Here is a 24,441-nt window from a genome sequence, read left to right on the forward strand (position 1 = left end):
CGCTGCCAGAAACATCCATAAAGTCGTTGATTTCGCCGATAGGGCGCCATCACCGCATTGCGGCCGCAGGACATGCCTGTCGACAATCCAGACGCGCCCCGCACTTCCCGCGGGAACGCGCGGTCAATAGGGAGACTAAGGACATGAACACGGTACTTTGCCTGCAGATGCTGCAACAGGACATGGAAGCGGGTGCGCACATGGACGTCACCAACCCCAGTGCGTGCAGCATGACGAGCTGCTGCTTCGGAAACGTCGACGCGCTCAACGAGTGAGTCGGGCATGCCCTGAAGAACGATGACCGGGCCGACACCGCCGGCGGAGGCCGGCGGCGACGCCGACGAATCATGGGAGGCGAAGGTGCGCGGGGCGACGTCCGGGTCGTTTCCGCGCACTGGGTTTTCGCCACGCGCAGGAAAGGGATCGCTCGTCATGGAACCTCGGATCGACCTGCTGCCATACACCGGCGTCGACCAAGACTACTTCGAGACGCATGGCCACCGGCCGGTGAACGAAGACGATTTCATCGATACCGTGCGCCGCATCGTGCGCCGGCACGGCAAGGCGACGAACGGCTCGCGCACGTGGGACCTTGGCCGCCGCGGTGTCTGGGTGCAGTGCATGCCGTCAGACGCGACGCTGCCTGCGCAGGGATGGAAGATCCACGTGTCGTCGGTGGTCACCACGGCCCGCGTGGTGTTGGCCATCACGGCTGCCGTGCTGGTCAGCGACGGTATCCCCTTCAAGTTCGCCGCCGATGCCACGATGCTCGGCCACATCAACGGCAAACGCTGGCCCCGTGGCGGATCGGGCAAGTTCATCACCATCTATCCCCGGCACGTCGGCGAATTCCGCCGCGTGCTGGACGACCTGCATGCCTCGCTGTCCGGCTACGCAGGGCCCTACGTGCTGACCGATCGCCGCTACCGCGACTCGCTCGTGCTGCATTACCGCTACGGCGGCATTCGTGGTGAGCCGCGGATCGGCAGCGACGGGCGAAGCGAATGGATGCTGACTCGTCCCGACGGCTCCCTCGAACCCGACGCCAGGCAGCCGTGCTTTCGCTTGCCTGACTGGTTGCGTGATCCGTTTCCGGACGGCGATGACGCATCGTCGCCCGGGGCCCTCGGCGGCGGACGCTTTCGCGTGCGTCATGCTCTGTCGTTCTCGGCCGCGGGCGGCGTCTACGTGGCGGACGACCTAGACGAAGGCCGCCGGGTCATCATCAAGGAAGCTCGCCCGTACATCGGCGGGCACGACGCCGCGACGGTGACGCTGCGCAAGGAGTTCCGGCTGCTGCGGCTGCTCGCGCCGCTCGGCGTCGCGCCCCGTCCGGTGGCGCATTTCCGCGAGTGGGAGCACACCTTCCTCGTCGAGGAATACCTGGAGGGTGACACCCTGCGACATTGGCTCGGGCGCCGCTACCCCTGGATCAAGACGCGCGCGACGCGCGCGGACGTCAAGGCGTTCCTCGACGACGTCTGCAAGGTCATGGGCCATCTGGCGACCACGATCCAGCGGGTCCACGACGTGGGCGTTTCCATCGGCGACCTCTCGTTCCATAACTGCATCGTCGCCGCGGACGGGCGCGTGCGGATCATCGACCTGGAAGCCTGCATCGAAGACGGCCTGGACACCACGCTGGACCTGCGCACGCCGGGATTCGCGTCGGCCGCGCCACGCCGACGGACCCACGCGGAGGCCTGCGCCGAAGATGCCTATGCGTTCGGCGCCAACCTGCTCGCGGCGATGATGCCGATCAACGCGATGCTGCCGTTGGATCGCGATGCGGCGGCGCGTTTCGCCCACCGCATGGTCCGCGACATGGGCTATCCGGTGGAAATCGGCGAGGTGATCCTCGGTCTGATGGCCGACGACCCCACGCGGCGCCCGCGCCCGGCCGACGCGATGCGGTGTCTTCGGGACGCGGTGGAGCACCTGGACGGGGGCAACCCGCCGGTGCCGCATCGCGGCGGCTCGTACCTTCCCGCCTGTGACCCAGCCCCCGAGTTGTTCCGGTTCATCGACGAGCGCGCCGCCGAAGCCCGACCCGACCGCTACGTGCCCGCTGGGGCGGAAATCTTCCAGAGCCACCCCTGGGGCGTCGCGCACGGCGCCGCGGGTATCCTCCACGCGTACCTGCGCGGCCGGCGCAGCCCACCCGAGGGGCTGGTCGATTACCTGCTCGCCGGCACGCGTTCGGCGCGTCAGCGAGGCACCAATCTTGCCGGGGGCGACAGCGGCATCGCCTGGGTGCTCTACGACGCCGGCAAGACCGGCGAAGCCACGGATCTGCTGCGGCAGTCGTCTTCGTTCGACGGCGAGCCGCATGGCTTGCACGATGGACGCGCCGGTTGGGGCCTGGCCCGGGTGAAGGCGTGGTACGAAACCGCCGACGGCGTCTTTCTGCGTGACGCCATCGGCGCCGGCGATGCCGTGCTGGCGGCGGCGATGGAGGACCCGGCGGGCTATCGCTGGCCCGCCGGTGGCAGGCAACCAGTAGGGCTGGCCTACGGAGCGTCCGGTATCGCGCTGTTCCTTCTCCATCTGCACCTTGTGACGGGCGAGCCGAAATACATCCGTGGCGCGCACGAGGCGCTGCGCTACGATTTCGCGCAGCGCCGCCTCAACCCCGACGGCGATCCCACGTGGCCCCTGCAGGTGGGACATGGCACGGTGACACCGTATCTTCGCTGCGGCACCGCGGGCGTCGTCGCCGTGGCGGCACGCATGCTCGCGGTCACCGGCGACGTGCGTTACCGCGACATGGTGATGGCCGCCGACGCCGATCTGTTTCGTCCTCACGCGATCAGCCCCGGCCGCTTCGACGGGCTGGCCGGCATCGGCGAGGTGCTGCTCGACCTGGCCGTTTACCTCCCGGACCGCGCGTCGATCTACCGCCGCGAGGCGCACCGGGTCGCCAGCGGCATCGAACCCTTCCTTGTGCGCCGTCCGGGTGGCCTCGCGGTGCCCGGTGCCGAACTGGTTCGACTGAGCTGCGACTTCGCCACGGGAAGCGCCGGGGTGGCGGCGTTCTTCGACCGCCTCTGGCGAGGCGGGGCGGCGTCGTTCATGCTCGACGAGCACATGCCATCCGTGGCGTATGCGTCGATCGCGGCCGCCTAGAGCCGGTACTTCGCCTCCACCAGGTAGGTGCGCGACGGATAGGGGTAATAGACGTAGTACCGGCGGTCGGTGAGGTTATCCACGCCGACGCCTAGCTCCACGTGGTCGGTCGCACGCCACGTCACCTTGGCGTCGAACGTGAGGAATGCGCTGGCCCCGCCGAACGTGTCCGGATCGATGTCGCTGTGGTCCAGCGTGTTGTACTGGCGGCCTGAATACCGGCCCGCCAGCGTGACCGTGGTGCGCGGGTCGGCGTGCCAGGTGGCCACGACGTTCGCCCGCCAGCGGGGGATGCGATAGAACTGCTTGCCCACCGAGGCCGGATTACGCGGATTGCGCACCGTCGTCGCCTGCGTATAGGCCGCGTTCGCCGTGAGGTCGAGCCACGACCACACCACGCCCGTGCCGTCGTAGCTCGCCTCGGCGCCACGGGTCCGGACCAGCGACACGTTCTGCACGTTGGTGACGTTGGGGAACACCGTGGTGTCGGTCTGGCTGAACAACGTGTTGCGCGTGTCGCTCCGGTAGACCGTGAAGCGGGCAACCCCGTTGTCCCGGTACCACTCCGCCGACAGCTCGCGGGACAGGTCGTTTTCCGGCTTCAGGTTCGGGTCGTTGTTGATGAACGCGATACCGTTGAAGCTGCCCTGGAACAGCTCGTTCACCGTGGGGAAGCGATAGGCGCGGGCGCCGGAGAGGCGCAAAAGCAAGGCATCGCTGGCCGCGTACGTGAGCGACAGCTTCGGCGAGGTGTGTGACTCCTTGCGTGGTGCGTAGGCGGTGCTCGCGCTGGCCGTGGCGCGTCCGCCCCCGAACGCCCGCCACTGCTCATAACGCGCGCCGGCCGTCAGGCGCCAGCGTTCGTCCAGTTGCCAGGCATCCTGCACGTACAACGCCTGCGTCTGTGTGCTGCCGCCATTGCCCGATGTGAAGGCGGTCGAGGGGCCGTTGCGCCAGTCGGGGAGAACGAAACTGGCGTTGCGCAGGCGATAACCGTCGAAGTGATATCCGACGCTGACCACGTGCGTATTCGCGTCGAGCGTGTCCGGCGTGTGGCTGGCGCGCAGGTCGAACGTGCGCCAGCGGCTACCGTCGCCCGCCGTGAGCAGGCCGGGGCCGTCGTCGCCGACCGCCGAAGCGACGCGGTCACGATTGCGGTCCATGTCGAAATACGACGCGTTGCCTTCGATGTTCCAGCCGCTCTGACGATGCGTGCCGAGCGAGGCGCCGTACAGGTAGTTGCGGCTTTGCCGCGTGCTCGGCGCGAAGAACGATGCCGGCAACACGTAGCGTGCGCCATCGATCGTCACCGGCCCGGTATAGACGGGACGACCGGACGCATCGCGCAGGAAGCTTTCCGTACGGTGAGTGAGGTCCTGGCTCCAGTAGCCCGCGGTCACGGCCGCGGTGAGGTCGGGCGTGACGTCGTAGGTCAGGCGCAGGTGCGCCTCGTCCTGGCTCGTCGCCTCCTGGCCTTCGGCATTGATCCCCAACACCTCGCGCGGCAGGCCATTGGCGCCCGTGTCGCCGATGGCGCCGCTCACGGCGACCCCGGCACCGGTGGCGGTCGCCCGGTTCTGCGTCGCATAGACCAGCGGTTGGCCGTTCGACTGAAGGTGCGACACGCCGAGCAGGAACGCGAACCGGCCGCTGCGGTCGCCGATCGTGGCGCTCTGCCGGCTGCCGCCGTAGTCGCGGTCCACACCGTAGGTGTCCACGTGCTGGGTAAAGCCCTGAACGTCGGCGGTGACTTCCAGTCGGTCGGGCATGCGGGTGGTCATCAGCACCGTGGCGCCGATGGCGTTGCCCGGGTAAAGCGCGGAATAGGCGCCGTAGAGCACCTCGACGCGGGCGAGGTTTTCGGGAAAGGCCATCGACCAGCGTGGGGGAGTGCCCCAGGTATTGCCGAGCAGGTTGGACAGCAGCTGGCCGTCGAGATAGACCAGGCCCCGCGCGCTCTGCTGGTTGCTGGTGCCGCGTACCGAGAACGTCGCGTTCTCGTCGCCGATGAAACGTTTGCGGATGCCAAAGGCGGGCAGATAGCGGAGCGCGTCCTCGGTGTTGACGACGTTGAGCCGGTCGAGCTTCTGGGCGGTGACGGTTTCCACCGCGGAGGGCATGTCGGGATCGACCGCGCTGTTCTGGCGGGTGGCGGACACGCGCACCTCGCGCAGGGTGGTGGGACGCGGCGGGTCGTCGGTGGCGTGCGCGGGCACGACGCCGGCGCCGATGGCGCAGGCGATGGCGCGCGCGAGGACGCGGCCGTCGGAAGGAAAGATGGGCATGGCAAGGGTTCCGTGTCGTTGTCGGATCGGGGCGGGCGATCGGGATCAGGCGACGGCGGGAGGCCCCTGCGACGGGGGGCGGGGGAACGCGAGCGTGACGAAGCCGGGCGTGACGGGGCGCACGTCCGGTGGCGGCGCGGCCACGCACGCCATGCGGTGCAGCGCCACCATGCCACCCAGCGAGGGCGTGCGGGCGAACAGCGTGCAGTAGCCGCAGGCGCCCTCGCCGTCGTCGTGGTGGCCGCCTTCGTGGCGATGGTGGTGCTCGTGCCCGGCGCTGACCTGCCCGCACAGGGCGGACAGTTCGGGGAACACGCACGATTGGGCCGTGCGCGATACGGTCGGCGCGAGCACGGCGACCCAGACGGCGAAAGCCGCCATCCAGCGCCACCAGCGATGTCCGGCCATACGACGCACGTACGCGTCCCCTTGCAACGACCCTGGACCAGGGTCCAGGGATGATGGCACGGCCGCGCGTCGACACGGTGCGACACGGTGTCGCGTGCCGCCTTCGGTCGCCCGTGTCGCACGGCGTCGTGAGCCGGCCTTCGCGTCGCGCGATATAGTCTGGCGACTTTGCCCACGGCATCGACCCATGCGCCTGCGTTCTCTTCTTCCGATCGTCCTGTGGTGCCTGCCGGCCGTGGCCTGCGCCGGCGATCTGGTGGTGTCGGCCGCGGCGAGCCTCACCGACGCCTTCCAGGCGGTCGGCACGGCCTACGAGGCGCGTCACCCGGGAACGCACGTGGTGTTCAACTTCGCCGCCTCCGACGTGCTGTTGCAGCAGATCGACAATGGCGCGCCGGTCGACGTCTTCGCGTCTGCCGACGAGAAGGCCATGGACCGTGCGGTCGCGGCGACGCTGGTGGACCCGCCCACCCGAAACGACTTCGCCAGCAACGCGCTGGTGCTGATCGTCCCGGCGGATAGCCGGTTGCCCATCGCCGGCCCCGCCGACCTGCGCGACGGCGCGGTCCGTCGCGTGGCCTTCGGCGACCCCGCCTCCGTGCCGGCCGGCCGATACACGCGCGCGGCGCTTGAGCGACTCGGCCTGTGGGACGTCGTTTCGGCCAAAAGCGTGCTCGCCGAGAACGTTCGCCAGGGGCTCGACTACGTGTCACGGGGCGAGGTCGAGGCCGGCTTCGTCTTCGCCACCGACGCGACGATCGCGAAGGGCCGGGTGAAGGTGGTCGCGACCGTGCCCACGCCGGCCCCGATCCGTTATCCCCTGGCCGTGGTGAACGGCGCCGCCCACGGCGCCGAGGCCAGGGCCTTCGAAGCCTTCGTACTTTCCGCCGACGGCGCGGCCATCCTGCGCCGTTTCGGCTTCGGCCCGCCCCGGTAGCGCGTGGTCGATCTCTGGGCACCGCTGTTCCTGTCGCTGAAGGTCGCCGGTTGGGCCACGGCGATCAACCTCGTGCTGGGCGTGGCGGCTGGCTGGGGCCTGTCACGCTGGCGTTCGCCCGCGCGTGAACTGGTCGATTCGGTGCTGACGCTGCCGCTGGTGCTGCCGCCGACGGTGATGGGCTACTACCTGCTCGTGCTGCTGGGGCGGCACGGAGTCGTCGGCCGCTGGCTCGACGGGCTGGGTATCCACCTGGTGTTTACCTGGCAGGGCGCGGTGATCGCCTCCGCCCTGGCGGCGTTTCCCCTCGTGCAGAAAGCTGCGCGCGCCGCCTTCGAGGCGGTGGACCCGCAACTGGAAAGCGCGGCGCGCGTGCTGGGACTGACCGAGCCGGCCGTGTTTTTCCGGGTATCGTTGCCGCTGGCCGCGCGCGGCATCACATCGGGTGTCCTGTTGGCGTTCGCCCGCGCGATCGGCGAGTTCGGCGCGACGTTGATCGTCGCCGGTAACCTGCCCGGGCGCACGCAGACGTTGTCCACGGCGATCTACGCCGCGGTGCGTGCCGGCGACGACGCCGGCGCGGGCCTGCTCGTGGGGGTGACCTCGGCCACCTGCGTGGCCGCCCTCCTGCTGGCCGGCTGGCTGGCGCCTCCCCACGCGAAACGGCCGCGCCCATGAGCGTCGACGTCGCCATCCGCCTGTCCCTGGGCGACGCCGCGCGCCGCTTCGACCTCGACGTGGCGTTCGCCTCGTCGCACCGGCGCGTCGTGCTCTACGGCCCGTCCGGCGCCGGCAAGAGCCTCACCCTGCGCGCCATCGCCGGACTGCTCACCCCCGACGCGGGGCACGTGCGGATCGACGGACGCACCCTGTTCGACGCGCACACGCGAATCCCCGCACGCGCGCGGGACGTCGGCTACGTCTTCCAGGATTACGCGCTCTTTCCGCACCTGACGGTGGCGCAGAACGTGGGTTTCGCCCTTGCGCGCGGCTGGGCGAACCCGGGCCGTCGCCATCGCGACGCACGCGTCGCGCATTGGCTGGCCGCCTTCGGGCTGGAGGGGGTGGCCGATCACTACCCACGCCAGGTCTCCGGCGGCCAACGCCAACGCGCGGCGCTGGCCCGGGCACTGATCGCCGAGCCCCGCATCGTGCTGCTCGACGAACCCTTCGCCGCGCTCGACCCGGCGCTGCGCGCACGCATGCGCGACGAACTGCGCACGCTCCAGGCCCGGCTCGACCTGCAACTGGTGGTGATCACGCACGATCCCGCCGACGTCGAGGCGCTCGAGGGCCACACCATCCAGATCCGTGACGGCCGCGTGACTTGTGGCGAAGGGGACTGCGGGGGATCATGCGCGCCTTCGATCCGTCACGAGTGAAGCGGTGAGCGCGACGCACGACAAACCGGCCGCTCGCGCCCTCGCGCGCCGCGCAGCCAAATACGCCGTCACCCTGGCTTTCGTCGGCGGCGCGGTGTTTCTCCTGCACCGCTACATCGAGCGCATGGCGTGGCACGACGTGCGCGCGGCCATCGACCGCATTCCGCGTTGGCACGTGCTCGCGTCCATCGCCTCCACGCTGGTCAGCTGGGGCTGCCTGGCGACCTACGACGTGATGGCGGTCGAAACCGTGGTGCCCGGCAAGGTGCCGATGAAGCTGAAGATCTTCTCCGGCATCACCACCCACGCCATCACCAACGCCCTCGGGTTCCACGCGATCACCGGCACGGCGGTGCGCTATCGCATGCTGTCGCGGGTGGGCGTGAGCGCGGCGGACGTCGCCCGTGTCGTCGGGTTGGTCGGTTTCGCCGTGGGCATGGGCTTCGCCACCACCATCTGCCTGGCGCTGATGCTCGAGCCCTCCATTGCGGACGGCTGGGGGCGATGGCTCGGCAGCGCCATGATCGTGCTGTTCGTGCTGCTGCTGCGCTGGCTGGCGGGCATGCACGACGAGTTGCGTGTGTGGAAGTTCTCCACGCCCGTGCCGTCCGCCCGTTCCGCCGCGACGCAGATGGCGCTCGGCGTGGTGGAGATGACCGGTGCCACCGCGGCGATGTATTTCCTCGTGCCGCCGGAGATCGCGGGAAGCTTCCTCGACTTCGCCCCGATCTACGTGGGCGCGATCATCGCGGGCATCATCAGCAACACGCCCGGCGGCATCGGCGCGTTCGAAGCCCTGACGCTGGCCGCGTTTCCCCAGGAGCAGCGCGCCCAGGTCCTCGCCGCGCTGCTCGCGTACCGGGTCATCTACGGGCTCGGCCCGGCGCTGGTGTCGTCCGTGGCGGTGGGTCTGTTCGAAATCCTCTGGCGACGCGGCAAGGCATGATCCGCCACGCCGTCGTCGCCGCCGCCTTGCTCCTGGGCGCCTGCGCCACCCACCACGCGCGTCGCACCGACGTGCTGTTCTGGAACCAGGCCGAGCGCGAAGCGGCGTTTCGCCAGATGCAAACCCATTACGCCAGCAACGTCGTGCGCCACGGCACGGCGCATCCGCTGCCGGCGGGGCGCCCGCTGCGGCCGCGTTTCGACGACGGCCGCTCGCTGGACGACTACATGCGAGCGCACCACGTGGCTGGCGTCATGGTGCTGCAGGACGGCCGGGTGCGGCTGGAGCGATACGGCCTGGGGGCCGGGCCCACGACGCGCTGGACGTCGTTCTCGGTGGCGAAGTCGTTCACGGCGACGCTGGTCGGCGCCGCGCTGCGCGACGGCAGCCTGCATGGCCTCGACGACAAGGTCACCCGTTATCTTCCCGAGCTCGCCGCGGGCGCCTACCGCGACGTGACCGTGCGTCAGTTGCTCACGATGACCTCGGGGGTGCGCTGGAACGAGGACTACACCGACCCGGGGTCCGACGTGGCACGCATGTACGAGGGCCCGCGACAGCCTGGGGTGCCGTTGCTGGTGACCTACATGGCCGCGCTCCCGCGCGAGTTCGCCCCGGGCGAGCGCTGGGTCTACAAGACCGGCGAAACCGACCTCGCGGGCATCCTCGTCACGCGCGCCACCGGCCGCCGCCTGGCCGACTACCTTTCCGAGAAAATATGGAAGCCCTACGGCATGGCGGCCGATGCCCTCTGGCTGAAAGACCCCGTCGACGGTACCGAAGCCGGGGGCTCCGGCGTATCGGCCACACTGGCGGACTACGCGCGCATGGGCCAGTTCCTGCTCGATGGCGGCATCGCCGCGGGCCATCCGGTGCTCGCGGACGGCTGGCTCGCCGACGCGACCCGGCGCCATGCGGATATCGGCGTGCCGGGGCGGGGTTATGGCTATCAGTGGTGGACGTACGACGACGGCTCGTACGCCGGCATCGGCATTTTCGGCCAGCTGCTGCACGTCGATCCGTCGCGTCACCTCGTGATCGTGCAGCTTGCCGCGTGGCCGGTAGCCACCGACGACGCGCAGGCCGCCGATCGCGCAGCCTTCGTCCGCGCCGTGCTCCGCGGCGCGCAGGAGTAGACTAGGCCTCCTCCCCCCCGTCCCCCCCCCCGCACGACCATGTCCCTTTCCTGGAACGACCTCACCTGCACGCCTGACAAGGCCGCCATCGACGCGCTCGCCGAGGCCTGGCGCTGGCGCATCGGCGATGCCTTTACGCCGCTCGTCTTCACCGCGCTGGGCGACATGTTCTACGAGGCCGACGAAGGCGGCGTGTACTGGCTCAACACCGGCACGGCCGAGGTGGAGCGGGTTGCCGACGACATCGACGACTTCAACGCACGCCTGCGCGAGGACGTGGCCGAAGACTGGCTGCTGCCGCCGCTGGTCGAGGCCCTGATCGACGCCGGCAAGACCCGCGCCGACGGCGAGTGCTACACGTACGTGACGTTGCCGATCTTCGCCGAGGGCGAATACAGCGTGGAGAATCTGCACGCCGTCCCCGCCCGCGAGCATTTCGAGCTGACCGGCTCGATCCTGCATCAATTGCAGGACGTGCCCGACGGCACGACGGTCAACATCGACGTGACCCACTGAGCAAGGCGCGCCGCGCCTGCCCCCGAATTGCCCGAAGCGCAGCGGGCCTGTGTCAGAATCCCGTCACGGGGCTGACAGGGGATGCCCTCACTCTGTAGTTATGGGGACAACCGTCGACTGAACCACCCGCCGTCGCCGCGGCGGGCGAGGTCGTCTGGCGGTCCCGGCCACTCGACACACAAGGATCGACAGGGACCATGGATCTGCTGCGCTTCATTCTCCTGTTGCCCGTGCGCCTCGTGCGCGGGTTGTTCTGGTTGCTGGGCCGGCTGCTGCGGCCGGTCGTCGGCGGCATGGCGTGGTCGGCACCCGCCTGGGTGCCGGCGACGGGGCGGGTGGCGCGGACCCATCCGCTGAAGTTCGCCGGCAGCGTGGCCGGCGTGCTTGTGCTGCTCGCCGCGGGCTGGTTCGGCTGGCACTGGTGGCAGAACCGGCCGCGTCCGGCCGAGCCAAACCGGATCACCTTCCAGGCGCCCGCGCCGGAGGTCACCGACTACACGCGTACGCCCGCGACCATCCACCCGCTGACGATCCGCTTCTCCGCTTCCGCCGCGCGGCTGGAGTCGCTGGGCAAGCCGGTTACCGACGGCATCGCGATGGACCCGAAGCTGGCCGGTCAGTGGACCTGGGAAAACGATCGCACGCTTACCTTCACGCCGGCCGCGGACTGGCCGGTCGGCCGCAAGATCGACATCCGTTTCGACACGGCCAAGGTGTTCGCGCCGCACGTGCTGATGGCCGACGACCACCTCACCGTTGCCACCGCGCCGTTCGCGGCCAAGCTGGTCAACGGCGAGTTCTACCAGGATCCGCAGGACCCCACGCGCAAGAAGACGATCATGCAGATCGGCTTCAACTACCCGGTGGACAGCGCGCAGTTCGAAAAGCGCGTCGCGCTCGACCTGCGCGACCACGATGAGAAGCACGGTTCGCCGCTGCGCTTCACCGTCACCTACGACGAACACCGGCTCAATGCCTTCATTCATTCGCAGCCGCTGCAACTTCCGCGCGACGACGGCGCGGTCGGCCTCAAGCTCGACGACGGCGTCGTCAGCAGCCGGGGCGGCGATGGCACCGAGACGGCGCTCGAGACCTCGGTGAAGGTGCCCGGCCTGTACAGCCTCGCGCTGGACGAGATGTCGGCGACCCTCGTGGACAATGAGCGCTACGAGCCCGAACAGGTCGTGGTGATGAACTTCAGCGGTGCCGTCAGCGACGCCGACCTGGCCAGGCACGTGCACGCGTGGATCGTGCCGCCGGGCGACGAACACGACACGGTCGCGAACATCGGGGAGGCGGACCTGCGCCGCTTCGCGCCGGTGAAGCCCGTCATGGTACCCACCGCGAACGACTGGTCGGCCGCGCAGAGCTTCCGCTACCAGGCCAAGCCGGGCGAGCGGCTCTACGTGCGCGTGGACAAGGGCATCACCTCGTTCGGCGGCTACGTGATGGCGAAGCCTTTCGCCCAGGTCCTCACGGTGCCCGATTACCCGCGCCTGCTGCGCTTCATGGCCGACGGCTCGTTGTTGTCCCTCTCGGGCGACAAACGCATCTCGGTGGTCTCGCGCAACATGCCGGGCATGCGCATGGAAATCGGCCGCGTGCTGCCCGACCAGCTGCAGCACCTGGTGACGCTCAACAACGGCACCTACGCCAAGCCCGAGATGTACGGCCTCACGCCCGACCATATCGTGGACCGCTTCGTGAAGAAGGTGCCCTTCCCGGACGACGGTCCCGGCAAGGCGCACTACGAGGGCGTCGACCTGGGCCAGTACCTGGCCAGCGGCAAGCGAGGCGTCTTCCTGCTCAAGCTTTCCGGCTATGACCCCAAGGCCGAACGGGACGCCCGCGAGCGCCGCGAGAAGGCGGCCCGTGAAGCCGCCGCGCGTGAGGCGGGCGGCGATCCCGATGCCGCCGCGGCGGCCGCGGCCAACCGCGACGACGACACCGGCTACGTACCTTACGACTATCCGAAAGACGAGCGCCTGGTCGTCATCACGGACCTGGGCGTGATCGCCAAGCGCTCCGCCGACGGCAGCCAGGACATCTTCGTGCAGTCGATCCGCACGGGCTCGCCGGTCGGCGGCGCCTCGGTGTCGGTGATCGCCAAGAACGGCAGCACGCTCTTCACCCAGGCCACGGGCGCGGACGGCCGCGCACACTTCGCTGACCTGAAGGGCTTCACGCGCGAGAAGGCGCCCGCGATGTACGTGGTGCGCCAGGGCGAGGATCTCTCCTTCCTCCCGGTGGGCGCCTACGACCGCACGCTGGATTTCTCGCGCTTTGATATCGGCGGCGAACCGAATGCGCACAGCCAGGGCCAGCTGTCGGCTTATCTCTTTTCCGATCGCGGCATCTACCGGCCCGGCGACCTCTTCCACATCGGCATGATCGTGCGTGCGAACAGCTGGACGCGCAGCGTCGCCGGCATGCCGTTGATCGCCGAGGTGGTGGATCCCCGCGGCACCGCCGTGAGCCAGCGCCCGGTCGCGATGGACGCCGCCGGTTTCGCCGAGACGGACTACACCACCGCCGAGACCGCGCCTACCGGCAACTGGACCGTCAACCTCTACATCGCCCGCGACGGCAAGCCGTATTCGCAGATCGGCAGCACCACCGTGCAGGTGAAGGAGTTCCAGCCCGACCGCATGAAGGTGTCGGCGCACCTGTCCACCGCGGTGGCCGAGGGCTGGGTGAAGCCGGCCGATCTGAAGGCCCTGGTCGATGCGCAGAACCTTTTCGGTACGCCCGCCGCCGACCGGCGCGTGGAAGGCGCATTGACCTTGCGTCCGGCCTTCCCGTCGTTCGCGAGCTATCCCGATTACCACTTCTACGACGTGCGTCGCGCGAAGGAAGGGTTCGAGGAAAAACTCGCCGACGCCAAGACCGACGACAAGGGGCATGCCGAGTTCAGGCTCGACCTGTCCAAGTACGCCGACGCCACCTACCAGCTGTACTTTCTCGCCAAGGTCTACGAGGCCGACGGTGGCCGCAGCGTGGCGGCCGCGACCCAGGGCATGGTCTCGTCCAACGACTGGCTCGTCGGCTACAAGGTTGCGGACACCCTCGACTACGTGAGCCGCGACGCGGTGCGCAAGGTCAACCTGGTGGCGATCGACCCCTCGGCCAAGCGCATCGACCTGGGCGACCTCAAGCAGGCCATCGTCGAGACGCGCTACGTGTCGGTGCTCACCAAGCAGGATTCGGGCGTCTACAAGTACGAATCCAAGGCGCGCGAGACCACGCTGTCGGAAACGCCGCTGCGCATCCCGGCGGCGGGCCTTGACGTGACCCTCCCCACGGACAAGCCGGGCAACTTCGCCCTCGTGGTCAAGACCGCCGACGGCAAGGAGGTCAACCGCGTGGCCTGGTCCGTCGCGGGCGACGGCAACGTGTCGCGCTCGCTGGATCGCAACGCCGAACTGCAGCTCTCGCTCTCGAAGAAGGATTACGCACCGGGCGAGACGGTGGACGTGGCGATCCGCGCGCCTTACGCGGGTAGCGGCCTCATCACCATCGAGCGCGACAAGGTCTACGCGCACGCCTGGTTCCATGCCGACACCACCAGTTCGGTGCAGCACATCAGCGTGCCCGCCGACTTCGAGGGCAACGGCTACATCAACGTGCAGTACGTGCGCGATCCGTCGTCCGACGAGATTTTCATGAGCCCGCTCTCGTTCGGCGTGGTGCCGTTCTCGGTGAACATGGACGCACGGCGCAACGCGATCGCCGTGGCGTCGCCCGCGCTGGTCAAGCCCGGCGAAACGATCACCTTCCACGTCACCTCGCCGGCGCCGACCCGCGCCGTGGTGTTCGCGGTGGACGAGGGCATCCTCCAGGTGGCGCGCTACAAACTGGGCGATCCGCTGCAGTATTTCTTCCGTAAACGGATGCTCGAGGTGTCCACCTCGCAGATCCTCGATCTGATCATCCCGGACTTCCAGAAGCTGATGGCGATGGCGGCACCCGGCGGCGACGCCGACGGCGCGATCGGGCGGCAGCTCAATCCGTTCCGGCGCAAGCGCGACAAGCCGGTGGCCTACTGGTCGGGCATCGTCGACGTGGACGGCTCCCGTGACCTGACCTACACCGTGCCCGACTACTTCAACGGCAAGCTCCGCGTGATGGCGGTCAGCGTCTCGCCGGACACGATCGGCACCTTCGAAGGTGCCACCACGGTGCGCGGCGATTTCGTCCTCTCGCCGAATGTGCCGACCACGCTCGCGCCGGGCGACGAGGCCGAGGTGAGCGTGGGCGTGGCCAACAACCTGACCGGCCTCGGCGGCAAGACGGTACCGGTGGCGGTAAAGCTCGCCACTGGCCCGCAACTGCAGGTGGTGGGCGACGCGTCGCGCACCCTCGACCTGGGCGAGATGCGCGAAGGCGTGGCGGTGTTCCGCGTGCGCGCTACCGATCGCCTCGGTTCGGGACACCTGGCCTTCAGCGCGAGCGCGAACGGCAAATCCGCGAAGCAGGGCATCGACCTGTCGGTGCGCCCGGCCTCGCCGATGCGTACCGAGTTGTCGTTCGGACGCGTCGACGCCCACTCGCGCGGCGACGTCACGAACCTGCGCGACCTGCATGACGAATACGCGCGCCGCGACGCCGCGTTCTCGACCGTGCCGGTGGTGCTGGCGCGCGGCCTGGCGGCCTACCTGGTGGACTTCCCGCACTACTGCACCGAACAGGTGATCAGCGCGGCAATGCCGGCGCTCATCCTCGGCCAGCGTCCGGAGTTCGGCGACGTGAAGCCGGCCCACATGATCGGCGACGATACCCCGCCGGCCGATCCGGTGGCGGCGTTGTTCGACGTGCTGCACGCACGACAGAACGGCCAGGGCGGTTTCGGCCTGTGGACGGCTACGCCGGATACCAACGTCTTCGCGACGAACTACGCGGTGCACTATCTGCTGGAAGCCGCGGATCGCGGCGTGGCCGTACCGCGCGACATGCTCGCCTCGGCCGACAATGCGCTCAAGCAGGTCGCCGCCGACGATAGCGACGATTCGCTGTTCGGCATGCGCCAACGCGCGTACGCCATCTACCTGCTGACCCGCCAGGGCAACGTCACCACCAACGACCTGGCCTCGTTGCAGCGCCGCCTGCAGGAGGCCCATGCGAAGGCGTGGAAGACCGACCTCGCCGCGGCGTGGCTGGCGGCGTCTTATCAGCTGCTGCACCAGGATCGCCTCGCCGCGCAGCTGATGGCGGGACCCCGCCAGGGGCTCGTGGACAAGGCCGCCCGCGACACGCCTTACGTGTACGAGGGCTACTACGACGACACGATCCGCGACGCCTCCGTGCTTTACCTGTTGGCGAAGCACTTTCCCGAGCAGGCCCACGCGCTGCCGCCGGACATCGTCGACCGGCTCGTGCGTCCGCTCGGGGCGGGCCACTACAACACGCTGTCCTCCGGCATGATCATCCTCGCGCTCGATGCCTGGGCGAAGGACACCGGCGGCGACGTGGGCAAGCTGTCGATCGGTGCCGTCACCGCCGACGGCAAGGTGACCCCGGTCGGCGCGGTCAAGGGCTCGCTGGTGGATGCGTGCTGGAAGCCCGGCACGCAGCGGCTGCGCCTGGTCAACGATGCGGACGTGGCGGCGTGGTATGCCGTCAGCCAGTCCGGGTTCGACCGCAAACCGCCGACCACCGTGCGCAAGGACGGCCTGGAGATCTCCCGGACCTACACCGACACCAAGGGCAAGGCCATCGACAGCGTGGCCGCTGGCGAGGAGATCGACGTGCACCTGCGCATCCGGTCGACACGGGACCGACCGATCGACGATGTCGCCATCGTCGACCTGTTGCCGGGTGGCTTCGAGCCCGTGCTCGACACGGCGCCGCCGGCCGACGCCGCACCGGCGGCGAACGCCGGCGCGGATGAGGCATCGGCCGACGAACCCACGGAAGGCGAGAGCGAGGACGCCGACGCGGCGAACGGCGAGAGTGGCGAGGATGCGACGGACGACACGCCCGCCTGGCGTTCGCCGATCGGCAACCCCGAGTCCACCTGGAAGCCGGATTACGCCGATGTCCGCGAGGATCGCGTGGTGGTTTACGGCGTCGCGGGCACCGACGTGCAGGAGTTCGTCTATCGGATCAAGGCCACCAACGCGGGCACGTTCGCCATCCCGCCGGTCTACGCCGAGTCGCTTTACGACCGTAGCGCGCAGGCGATGGCGCCGGGCGCGGGCGTGCTGAAGGTGGAGCGCAAGCCCTGACGCGCCTCCCCGGATCCATCCCCGACCCGCGGGGGGGGGAATGGATCCGGGGCGAGGCCGCGCCGACGTACGCCGATGAACCGACTGTTCCGCCGACACTGGCACAACCTCGTGGTGGCCCTGCTGCTGGTCGCGGCGTCGCTCGCCGGGATGCGCCTGTGGCCGCATGATCCCCTGCGCGCGTGGTTTCCTTCGTCCACCGCCGTCTACGACGCCGACGGTCGCCTGCTGCGGCTCACCCTGGCCAGCGACGACCGCTATCGACTGTGGGTACCGTTGGAGGCGATGTCGCCCGCCTTCGTCGACGCGGTGCTGCTGCACGAAGACCGCTGGTTCCGCTGGCATCCGGGCGTCTCCGCCTGGGGCCTGCTGCGTGGCGCCTGGGTGACCTACGTGCGCCATGGCAGTCCGCAGGGCGGATCGACCCTGACCATGCAGCTCGCGCGCCTTATCTGGCGCCTCGACACGCGCAGTCCGGGCGGCAAGCTGGTGCAGGTGATGCGGGCGATGCAACTGGAGTTGCGCTATTCCAAGCACGACATCCTCGAGGCCTATCTCAACGCCGCGCCGTACGGTCGCAACGTGGAAGGCGTGGGCGCGGCGAGCCTCGCCTACTTCGGCAAGTCGCCCTCGCGGCTGAGCCTGCCCGAGGCGTTGACCCTGGCGGTCATCCCGCAGGAGCCCGCGCGCGGCGTGCCGGGACGCGCCGACGGTGGCACCGTGATCGCGGCCAACCTCAAGGCGTCGCGCGACCGTCTCTTCGCCCGCTGGGTGCGCGAGCACCCCGCCGATGCGTCGGCCCAGCCGCTGTTCGACCTGCCGTTGCGGCTGCGCGCGCTGTCGCGCCTGCCCTTCGAGGCGCCGCACTTCGTCGAGCAGGTGCTCGCCGAACGCCGCCTCGACGGCGGCGACGACATGCGCGTGACGACCACGCTCGACCTCGGCCTGCAACACAGCCTTGAACGTCAGGTGCGGCAGTACATCGCGCACGCGGGCGATCGCGGCATACGCAATGCCGCGGCGCTGCTCATCGACACGCGGGACATGGGGGTCAAGGCGATGGTCGGCTCGGCCGACTATTTCGACCCTGCGATCTTCGGACAGGTGAACGGCACCCTGGCCAAGCGCTCGCCCGGTTCGACGCTCAAGCCCTTCATCTACGCGCTCGGTTTCGACCAGGGCCTGTTGCATCCTGAAACGGTGTTGCGCGACGTGCCCAGCGCGTTCGGCCCGTATACACCCGAAAACTTCGACGGGCATTTCCTCGGACCGGTCACCGCCACGCAGGCGCTCGTGCGCAGCCGCAATATCCCCGCGGTGCAGATCGCGTCGCGCCTGGGCCATCCGACGCTTTACGAGTTCCTCCGCGACGCGGGTATCTCGCGCCTGGCAAGCGAGCAGCATTACGGTCTCGCGCTCGTGCTGGGCGGCGGCGAAGTCACCATGCAGGAGCTGGGCGGCCTCTACGCGATGCTCGCCAACCGGGGCGAACTGCGCCCATTGCGCCTGCTGGCCGACGCGCCGCGCACCCGGGGCACGCGCCTGCTGAGCGAAGAGGCCAGTTTCATGGTGATGGACATGCTGCGGCAGAACCCGCGCCCGGACGACGCCGTGGCCGCCCAGCCGTCGCGGTTGCCGCTGTATTGGAAGACCGGCACCTCGTGGAGCTTCCGCGACGCGTGGACGGCGGGCAGCTTCGGCCCCTACGTGCTCGTGGTCTGGGTGGGCAATTTCGACGGCTCGGGCAATCCCGCCTTCATCGGCGTGGAGGCGGCGGCGCCGCTGTTCTTCCGCATCGCCGACGCGCTGCGCGCCGAGCGGCCCGGCTTGGCCGAGCCGGTCCGGCGCAATCCGCCCAACCTGCGCCGGGTGCCGATCTGCCTCGCGAGCGGCGACCTGCCGAACGCCTGGTGCCCGCAGGTGGGCAGCACCTGGTTCATCCCCGGCAAGTCGCCCATCCGCGTGAGCACCGTGCATCGGCCCGTCGTGATCGATACCCGTACGGGCAAGCCCGCGTGTCCGCCGTACGATCCGGCGCACACGCGCACCGACGTCTACGAATACTGGCCGTCGGACCTCGCCCGCGTGTTCGCCCAGGCGGGCATGCCACGCCGTCCGCCCCCACCCTTGCCGGATTGCCAGGGTGGCGGCCAGCCGCCTGGCGACCCGCCCGCCATCACCTCGCCCCTCAGAGGCAGCACCTATCAGATCCGCGTGTCGCGCTTGGGCCACGAGAGCGTGGCGTTCTCGGCCACCACCGACGCCAGCGCCCACGCGCTTTACTGGTTCGTCGACGACGCCTACCTGGGCAGCGTGCCGCCCGGGCAGCCGCTGATGTGGGCGCCCGAGCGCAGCGGCCGGTTCCTGGTGCGCGTGGTGGACGACCAGGGCCGCAGCGACACGCGCGAATGGCGCGTTGGGGTTGTCGAGTGACGCAAGCGCTGCGCGTTTCCGGCAACGGTCATTCAGGGCCGGCGAGGGTTCGACGATAAAGACGACGAAACCTTCACGGGGAACCTGCCATGCGAAACGCATTCGTCGACGGCATTCGTCATTTCATCGCCCTCGCCTCCGGTGACGTGCGCGGCAAGCTGGACGCCATCAACCGCACGCAGGCCGTGATCGAGTTCGGACTGGACGGCACGATCGTCGCGGCCAACCAGAATTTCCTTCAGGCCATGGGATACGCCGAGGCCGACGTCATTGGCCAGCACCACCGCATGTTCGTCGAGCCCGGGGAGGCGCAGTCGCCTGCTTATGCCGCGTTCTGGGAGCGCCTTCGCACGGGCGAGCCCGACGTGGGTCTGTATCGTCGCCGCGGGTCGGGCGGTCGCGAAGTGTGGATCCAGGCCAGCTACAACCCGGTGATCGACCGCCGCGGCCGTCCGGTCAAGGTGGTGAAGTTCGCCACCGACGTGACTCGCCAGCGCCTGCAGAGCGCCGACATGGAAGGCCGCCTGGCCGCGATCGACAAGGCCCAGGCCGTGATCAGTTTCTCCCTCGACGGCACCATCCTCGAAGCGAACGACAACTTCCTGGCCACGATGGGGTACGCCCGCGACGAGGTCGTCGGGCGGCACCACAGCCTGTTCGTCGACCCCGCCGATCGCGAGAGCGACGATTACCGCCGGTTCTGGGCCAAGCTCGGACGGGGCGAATACGACGCGGCGCTTTACCGGCGCCGTGACCGTTACGGGCGCGAGGTGTGGATCCAGGGCACGTATAACCCGATCTTCGACATGGCCGGTCGTCCGTTCAAGGTGGTCAAGTACGCCACCGACGTCACCGCCCAGACCCGCGCCACACGCACCCTGCACCGCTCCCTGGCCGAACTGGCCGACACGGTGCCGGCGATCGCCGAGCAGGCGCGCGTCACCAACGCCCTTGCCACCGAAGCCCGCCGTTCGGCCACCGAAGGCAGTGCCCTCGTGGAGGCGGTGATCGCCACGATGTCGGCCATCCAGGACGGGGCCCGGGACATCGCCGACATCGTGGGACTGATCGATACCATCGCCTTCCAGACCAACATCCTCGCCCTCAACGCCTCGATCGAGGCGGCGCACTCCGGCGGCCACGGGCGCGGATTCGCCGTGGTCGCGCAGGAAGTGCGCATGCTGTCGCAGCGCAGTGCCGAATCGGCCAAGGACATCCACGCCCTGATCGAGCGCACGCTGGAGCGGGTGCGCGAAGGCAGCGACCGCAGCGAAGAGGCCGGCGACGCCATGCGCGCCATCCTCCGGTCGGTCTCGGCGCTGCTGGACCGGGTCTCCGACGTCGCCAGCGCCACGCATACCCAGGCCTCCGGCATCGACACCGTCCGCCGGGCCGTGGCCGAGCTCGCCTGACGGCAGGGGTGGTATCCGTTCGAAAGCGGGTAAGGTAGCCGCGCCCACGTTCCGGAGCGGCCGCCATGCCCAGCACGATCATTCCCTGCCTGCGTTACCATCGCGCCGTCGAGGCCATCGATTTCCTCTGCAAGGCGTTCGATTTCCAGGCCCATGCGGTGTTCCGCCATGCCCACGACGATAGCGTCGTCGAGCACGCCCAGCTGACCTATGGCGGCGGCATGGTCATGCTCGGTTCCGTGCGCGAAGACACACCCTTCGCACGGCACATGGTGCAGCCCGATGAGGTGATGGGCCGCGAAACGCAGTGCGCGTGCGTGACGGTGACTGGCGACCTCCGCGCGCACTACGAACGGGCGAAAGCCGCGGGCGCGCTGATCGTCGAGGAGTACGCCGAAAAGCACCAGGGGGGCGCGGGCTACGCCGCGCGCGACCCGGAGGGCCACCTGTGGTACTTCGGCACGTACGATCCCTGGGCCGACGCCTGAGCGCCGTTCGCCCGGCCGCCACGGGCTCTGGTATATGACGGGCTCCCTGACCACGGAGTCCACCATGTCCTCGTTCGCCACGTACCCCAGCCTCGTCGATCGCACGGTGCTCATCACCGGCGGCGCGAGCGGCATCGGCGAGTCGTTCGTCACCCACTTCGCCGACCAGGGCGCGAAGGTCGCCTTCCTCGACGTGGCGGATGAGGCGGGGCAGGCGCTGGCGACACGCCTGGCCGACCGGCGCCATGCGCCGATATGCCTGCGCTGCGACCTCGCCGACGTCGATGCGTTGCGCGAGGCCGTGACGCAGGTTCGTGCGCGGTTCGGACCGATCGGCGTGCTGGTCAACAACGCCGCCAACGATGTGCGCCACGCGATCGAAGACACCACCGTGGACGACTTCGACCGCAGTCTCGCCACCAACCTGCGCCACCAGTACTTCGCCACTCAGGCCGTGCTGCCCGACATGCGGCAGGCCCAGGCGGGCTCGATCATCTGCCTGGGCTCAACCGGCTGGATGAAGAAAAACGCCGGCTACCCGATGTATGCCACGGCCAAGGCCGCGGTCGTCGGTTTCGTCTACGGCATGGCTCGCGAGCTGGGACGCGACCGCATCCGCATCAACTGCCTCGTGCCGGGCTGGGTGATCACGCCGAAGCAGCGGCAGCTATGGCTGGACGAGGAGGGCGAGGCGGAGATCCGCCGCGTGCAGTGCCTGCCCGGGCACCTCATGCCGGACGACCTGGCGCGGATGGCGCTGTTCCTCGCCGCGGACGACAGCCGCATGTGCACGGGGCAGAACGTCATCGTGGACGGCGGCTGGGTCTGAACGATCACGATGGCCCGACGCGGTCGCGACGGATCGCATACATGCCACGGCATCCAATGCGTGAATCCTGTTCTTCGCCGAGGGTTCACGATTCATGGACGTTGCCGTCAAACACGAAGTCGAGGCCGCGCACCCGCGCAGGGCCATGATCACCACCTGTGTCCTCGCGGCGCTCGCGGGTCTGATGTTCGGCCTGGACATCGGCGTGATTTCCGGGGCCCAGCAATTTATCCAGGCCGAGTTCAAGGTCACCGACCACGTCATCGAGTGGATCGTGAGCGCGATGATGGCCGGAGCCGCCGTCGGCGCCCTCGGCGCGGGCTGGATGTCCGCGTCATTGGGCCGCAAGCGGTCGCTGTTGCTCGGCGCCATCCTGTTCATCGCCGGATCGTTGTTCTGCGCCGCGGCATGGTCGCCCCATGTCCTCATCCTCGCGCGCTTCATTCTCGGCCTCGCCATCGGCATCGCCACGTTCACCGCTCCGCTCTACCTGGCCGAGGTCGCGCCGGAACGCATCCGCGGCGCGATGATTTCCACTTACCAGCTGATGATCACCACGGGCATCCTGCTGGCGTTCCTCTCCGACACCGCGTTCAGCGCATCCGGTAACTGGCGCTGGATGCTCGGCATCATCGCGGCGCCGGGCGCGCTGTTTCTCGTCGGCCTGTTCTTCCTCCCGGACAGCCCGCGCTGGCTGTTGCTCAAGGGACGGCGCAAAGATGCCCAGGTGGTGCTCGCGCGGTTGCGTGGCGACGAGACGCTTGTGGAAAAGGAAGTCGCCGACATCGAAGACCAGCTCAAGACGCGCCAGCACGGCTGGAGCATGTTCCGCGAAAACGCCAATTTCCGCCGCTCGGTGGGCCTCGGGGTGCTGTTGCAAGCCATGCAGCAGTTCACCGGCATGAACGTGGTGATGTATTACGCGCCGCGCATCTTCAAAGATATGGGCTACGACACGCACGCGCAGATGTGGTTCACCGCGGCGGTCGGGCTTACCAACGTGCTCGCGACGCTGATCGCCTTCGCCCTGGTGGACCGCCTCGGTCGCAAGCCGATCCTCTACGCGGGCTTTACGATCATGGCCATCGGCCTGGGCGTGGTCGGCACCATGATGGGCATCGGCATCGACGGTCGTGGCGAGCAGTACTTCACCGTGGCGATGTTGCTCCTGTTCATCGTCGGCTTCGCGATGTCCGCCGGGCCGCTGATCTGGACGCTTTGCTCCGAAGTGCAGCCCTTGCAGGGGCGCGACTTCGGTATCGCGTGCTCGACCTTCACCAACTGGGTGACCAACATGATCGTAGGCGCGACGTTCCTCACGCTGCTGAGTGGCTTCGGCAATGCCCAGACGTTCTGGCTCTATGCCGCGCTCAATGCCGTCTTCATCATCATCACCTTCTGGCTGGTCCCGGAGACCAAGGGTATCTCGCTGGAGCAGATCGAGCGCAACCTGATGGGCGGCAAGCCGCTTCGCAAGATCGGTCGCTGATCGCGTACCGGCGCTCGGGTGTCGGTGAACACCTGAGCGCTTGCCCGTGGCGGCCGGGCGGCCGTATCGGTCTTCCGGAAATTGGTGCCGATTTTTGAGAATCTTTCTATATGTAAGGCAAGGGGATTCCGACAGACTTTGCCCGCGGTCACGCTACGCATGCGTATGGTGATCGCAGGGGTCGCGTCATGCCGTCCCGGCATCGGGGCAAGCCGCCACGGCCAGTCGAAATCAGTACAAGGTCAATTGGATGAACCTCAAGGCACTCACCTCCGCCCTGCTTATCGCAGGCCTCGCCGCGTCGCCCGCATTTGCGGAAACCGGCTCGATCACGTTCACCGGCTCCGTCGCCAATGTAACGTGCACCGTTCAGGGCGAAAACTCCGGCGGTCCGAACTTCACCGTCGACATGGGCAGCATCAGCGCGGGTGAATTCGCGAACGTCGGTGACTATCACGGCAGCGTCGGTTTCCGCATCCGCGTTGGCGGCGAAGGTGAAAAGAGCTGCCCGGATGGCACCAAGGTCTGGGCCCACTTCGATGCCGACGGCACCCTGGTCGATGCCCGTACCGGCATGGTCAAGGTCACCAATGGCGCCAACGCCGCCAGTGGTGTCCAGATCCGTCTGTTCAACGAGAACGGCGAAAAGATCGACATCTTCAACGATCAGAAGATCGTCAAGCAGACGGTGAAGGACAACCAGGCGACGATCGTCCATACCGCAGCGTACGAACGGGTGGGCGACATCGCCGCCGGGCAAGCTAATGGCCTGGTCCGCTACACGATGAACTTCGAACCCACGTCGTAACCTTCGCAAGGATGGTAGCCGT

16 protein-coding genes and 2 pseudogenes are annotated in these 24,441 nt (G+C 68.6%); 16 read left to right on the top strand and 2 right to left on the bottom strand.

The features are described from left to right. Window positions 1-143 precede the first annotated feature (143 nt). Both PI246_RS10790 and lanKC read left to right on the top strand, forming a co-directional pair. The gene (locus PI246_RS10790) at window positions 144-275 is read left to right on the top strand and encodes a hypothetical protein (RefSeq protein WP_320551302.1); all 132 of its coding nucleotides are present in this window, start codon (window positions 144-146) and stop codon (window positions 273-275) included. A gap of 157 nt (window positions 276-432) precedes the next feature. After that, window positions 433-3,126: a class III lanthionine synthetase LanKC gene (lanKC, locus tag PI246_RS10795; RefSeq protein WP_320551303.1), complete on the top strand. Its 2,694-nt coding sequence runs from the start codon at window positions 433-435 to the stop codon at window positions 3,124-3,126. Here lanKC and PI246_RS10800 read toward each other — a convergent pair. Then, window positions 3,123-5,411, bottom strand: a complete 2,289-nt coding sequence (locus PI246_RS10800; RefSeq protein WP_320551304.1) for a TonB-dependent receptor — start codon at window positions 5,409-5,411, stop codon at window positions 3,123-3,125. The genes lanKC and PI246_RS10800 overlap by 4 nt on opposite strands. A 45-nt stretch (window positions 5,412-5,456) precedes the next feature. Next, window positions 5,457-5,819 carry a DUF2946 family protein gene (locus PI246_RS10805; RefSeq protein WP_320551699.1) on the bottom strand — a complete coding sequence of 121 codons (363 nt, stop codon included), beginning with the start codon at window positions 5,817-5,819 and terminating at the stop codon, window positions 5,457-5,459. 187 nt (window positions 5,820-6,006) lie between these two features. Here PI246_RS10805 and modA point away from each other — a divergent pair, with 187 nt between their 5' ends. From modA to PI246_RS10870, 14 genes and pseudogenes are all read left to right on the top strand, one after another. Next, complete coding sequence (gene modA / locus PI246_RS10810) at window positions 6,007-6,756, top strand: molybdate ABC transporter substrate-binding protein (protein ID WP_320551305.1); 750 nt, start codon at window positions 6,007-6,009, stop codon at window positions 6,754-6,756. 3 nt (window positions 6,757-6,759) lie between these two features. After that, on the top strand, window positions 6,760-7,434 hold the full coding sequence (gene modB / locus PI246_RS10815; RefSeq protein ID WP_320551306.1) for a molybdate ABC transporter permease subunit: 675 nt from the start codon (window positions 6,760-6,762) through the stop codon (window positions 7,432-7,434). Beyond that, complete coding sequence (locus PI246_RS10820; protein ID WP_320551307.1) at window positions 7,431-8,138, top strand: ABC transporter ATP-binding protein; 708 nt, start codon at window positions 7,431-7,433, stop codon at window positions 8,136-8,138. Before modB ends, PI246_RS10820 begins: the two co-directional genes overlap by 4 nt. Window positions 8,139-8,142: 4 nt before the next feature. Continuing rightward, complete coding sequence (locus tag PI246_RS10825; protein ID WP_320551308.1) at window positions 8,143-9,084, top strand: lysylphosphatidylglycerol synthase transmembrane domain-containing protein; 942 nt, start codon at window positions 8,143-8,145, stop codon at window positions 9,082-9,084. Then, on the top strand, window positions 9,081-10,220 hold the full coding sequence (locus PI246_RS10830; protein ID WP_320551309.1) for a serine hydrolase domain-containing protein: 1,140 nt from the start codon (window positions 9,081-9,083) through the stop codon (window positions 10,218-10,220). The genes PI246_RS10825 and PI246_RS10830 overlap by 4 nt, the downstream gene beginning before the upstream one ends. Before the next feature lie 39 nt (window positions 10,221-10,259). Continuing rightward, a complete protein-coding gene (locus PI246_RS10835; protein WP_320551310.1) occupies window positions 10,260-10,736 on the top strand; it encodes a T6SS immunity protein Tdi1 domain-containing protein in 477 nt (158 codons plus the stop codon). A gap of 197 nt (window positions 10,737-10,933) precedes the next feature. Next, window positions 10,934-16,960, top strand: coding sequence for an alpha-2-macroglobulin family protein (locus PI246_RS10840; protein ID WP_320551311.1), 6,027 nt, complete (start codon window positions 10,934-10,936; stop codon window positions 16,958-16,960). Between the two features lie 75 nt (window positions 16,961-17,035). After that, the gene (gene pbpC, locus PI246_RS10845) at window positions 17,036-19,393 is read left to right on the top strand and encodes a penicillin-binding protein 1C (protein WP_320551312.1); all 2,358 of its coding nucleotides are present in this window, start codon (window positions 17,036-17,038) and stop codon (window positions 19,391-19,393) included. A 113-nt stretch (window positions 19,394-19,506) separates the two neighbouring features. Next, window positions 19,507-20,254 (top strand): annotated as a pseudogene (locus PI246_RS18580) (PAS domain-containing protein); the annotation flags it as partial. 101 nt (window positions 20,255-20,355) lie between these two features. Further along, window positions 20,356-20,805, top strand: a pseudogene (locus PI246_RS18585) (methyl-accepting chemotaxis protein); the annotation flags it as partial. A gap of 65 nt (window positions 20,806-20,870) precedes the next feature. After that, window positions 20,871-21,293 (top strand): VOC family protein, encoded by a 423-nt coding sequence (locus tag PI246_RS10855; RefSeq protein ID WP_320551314.1) that lies wholly within the window; start codon window positions 20,871-20,873, stop codon window positions 21,291-21,293. A 64-nt stretch (window positions 21,294-21,357) separates the two neighbouring features. Continuing rightward, the gene (locus tag PI246_RS10860; RefSeq protein WP_320551315.1) at window positions 21,358-22,122 is read left to right on the top strand and encodes an SDR family NAD(P)-dependent oxidoreductase; all 765 of its coding nucleotides are present in this window, start codon (window positions 21,358-21,360) and stop codon (window positions 22,120-22,122) included. Window positions 22,123-22,267: 145 nt separating this feature from the next. Continuing rightward, window positions 22,268-23,611, top strand: a complete 1,344-nt coding sequence (locus PI246_RS10865; protein WP_320551316.1) for a sugar porter family MFS transporter — start codon at window positions 22,268-22,270, stop codon at window positions 23,609-23,611. 250 nt (window positions 23,612-23,861) lie between these two features. Beyond that, a complete protein-coding gene (locus PI246_RS10870; protein WP_320551317.1) occupies window positions 23,862-24,419 on the top strand; it encodes a fimbrial protein in 558 nt (185 codons plus the stop codon). Window positions 24,420-24,441 lie beyond the last annotated feature (22 nt).

This window comes from Luteibacter sahnii, from assembly GCF_034063545.1.
In the GTDB taxonomy this organism is placed as follows: Bacteria; Pseudomonadota; Gammaproteobacteria; order Xanthomonadales; family Rhodanobacteraceae; genus Luteibacter; species Luteibacter sahnii.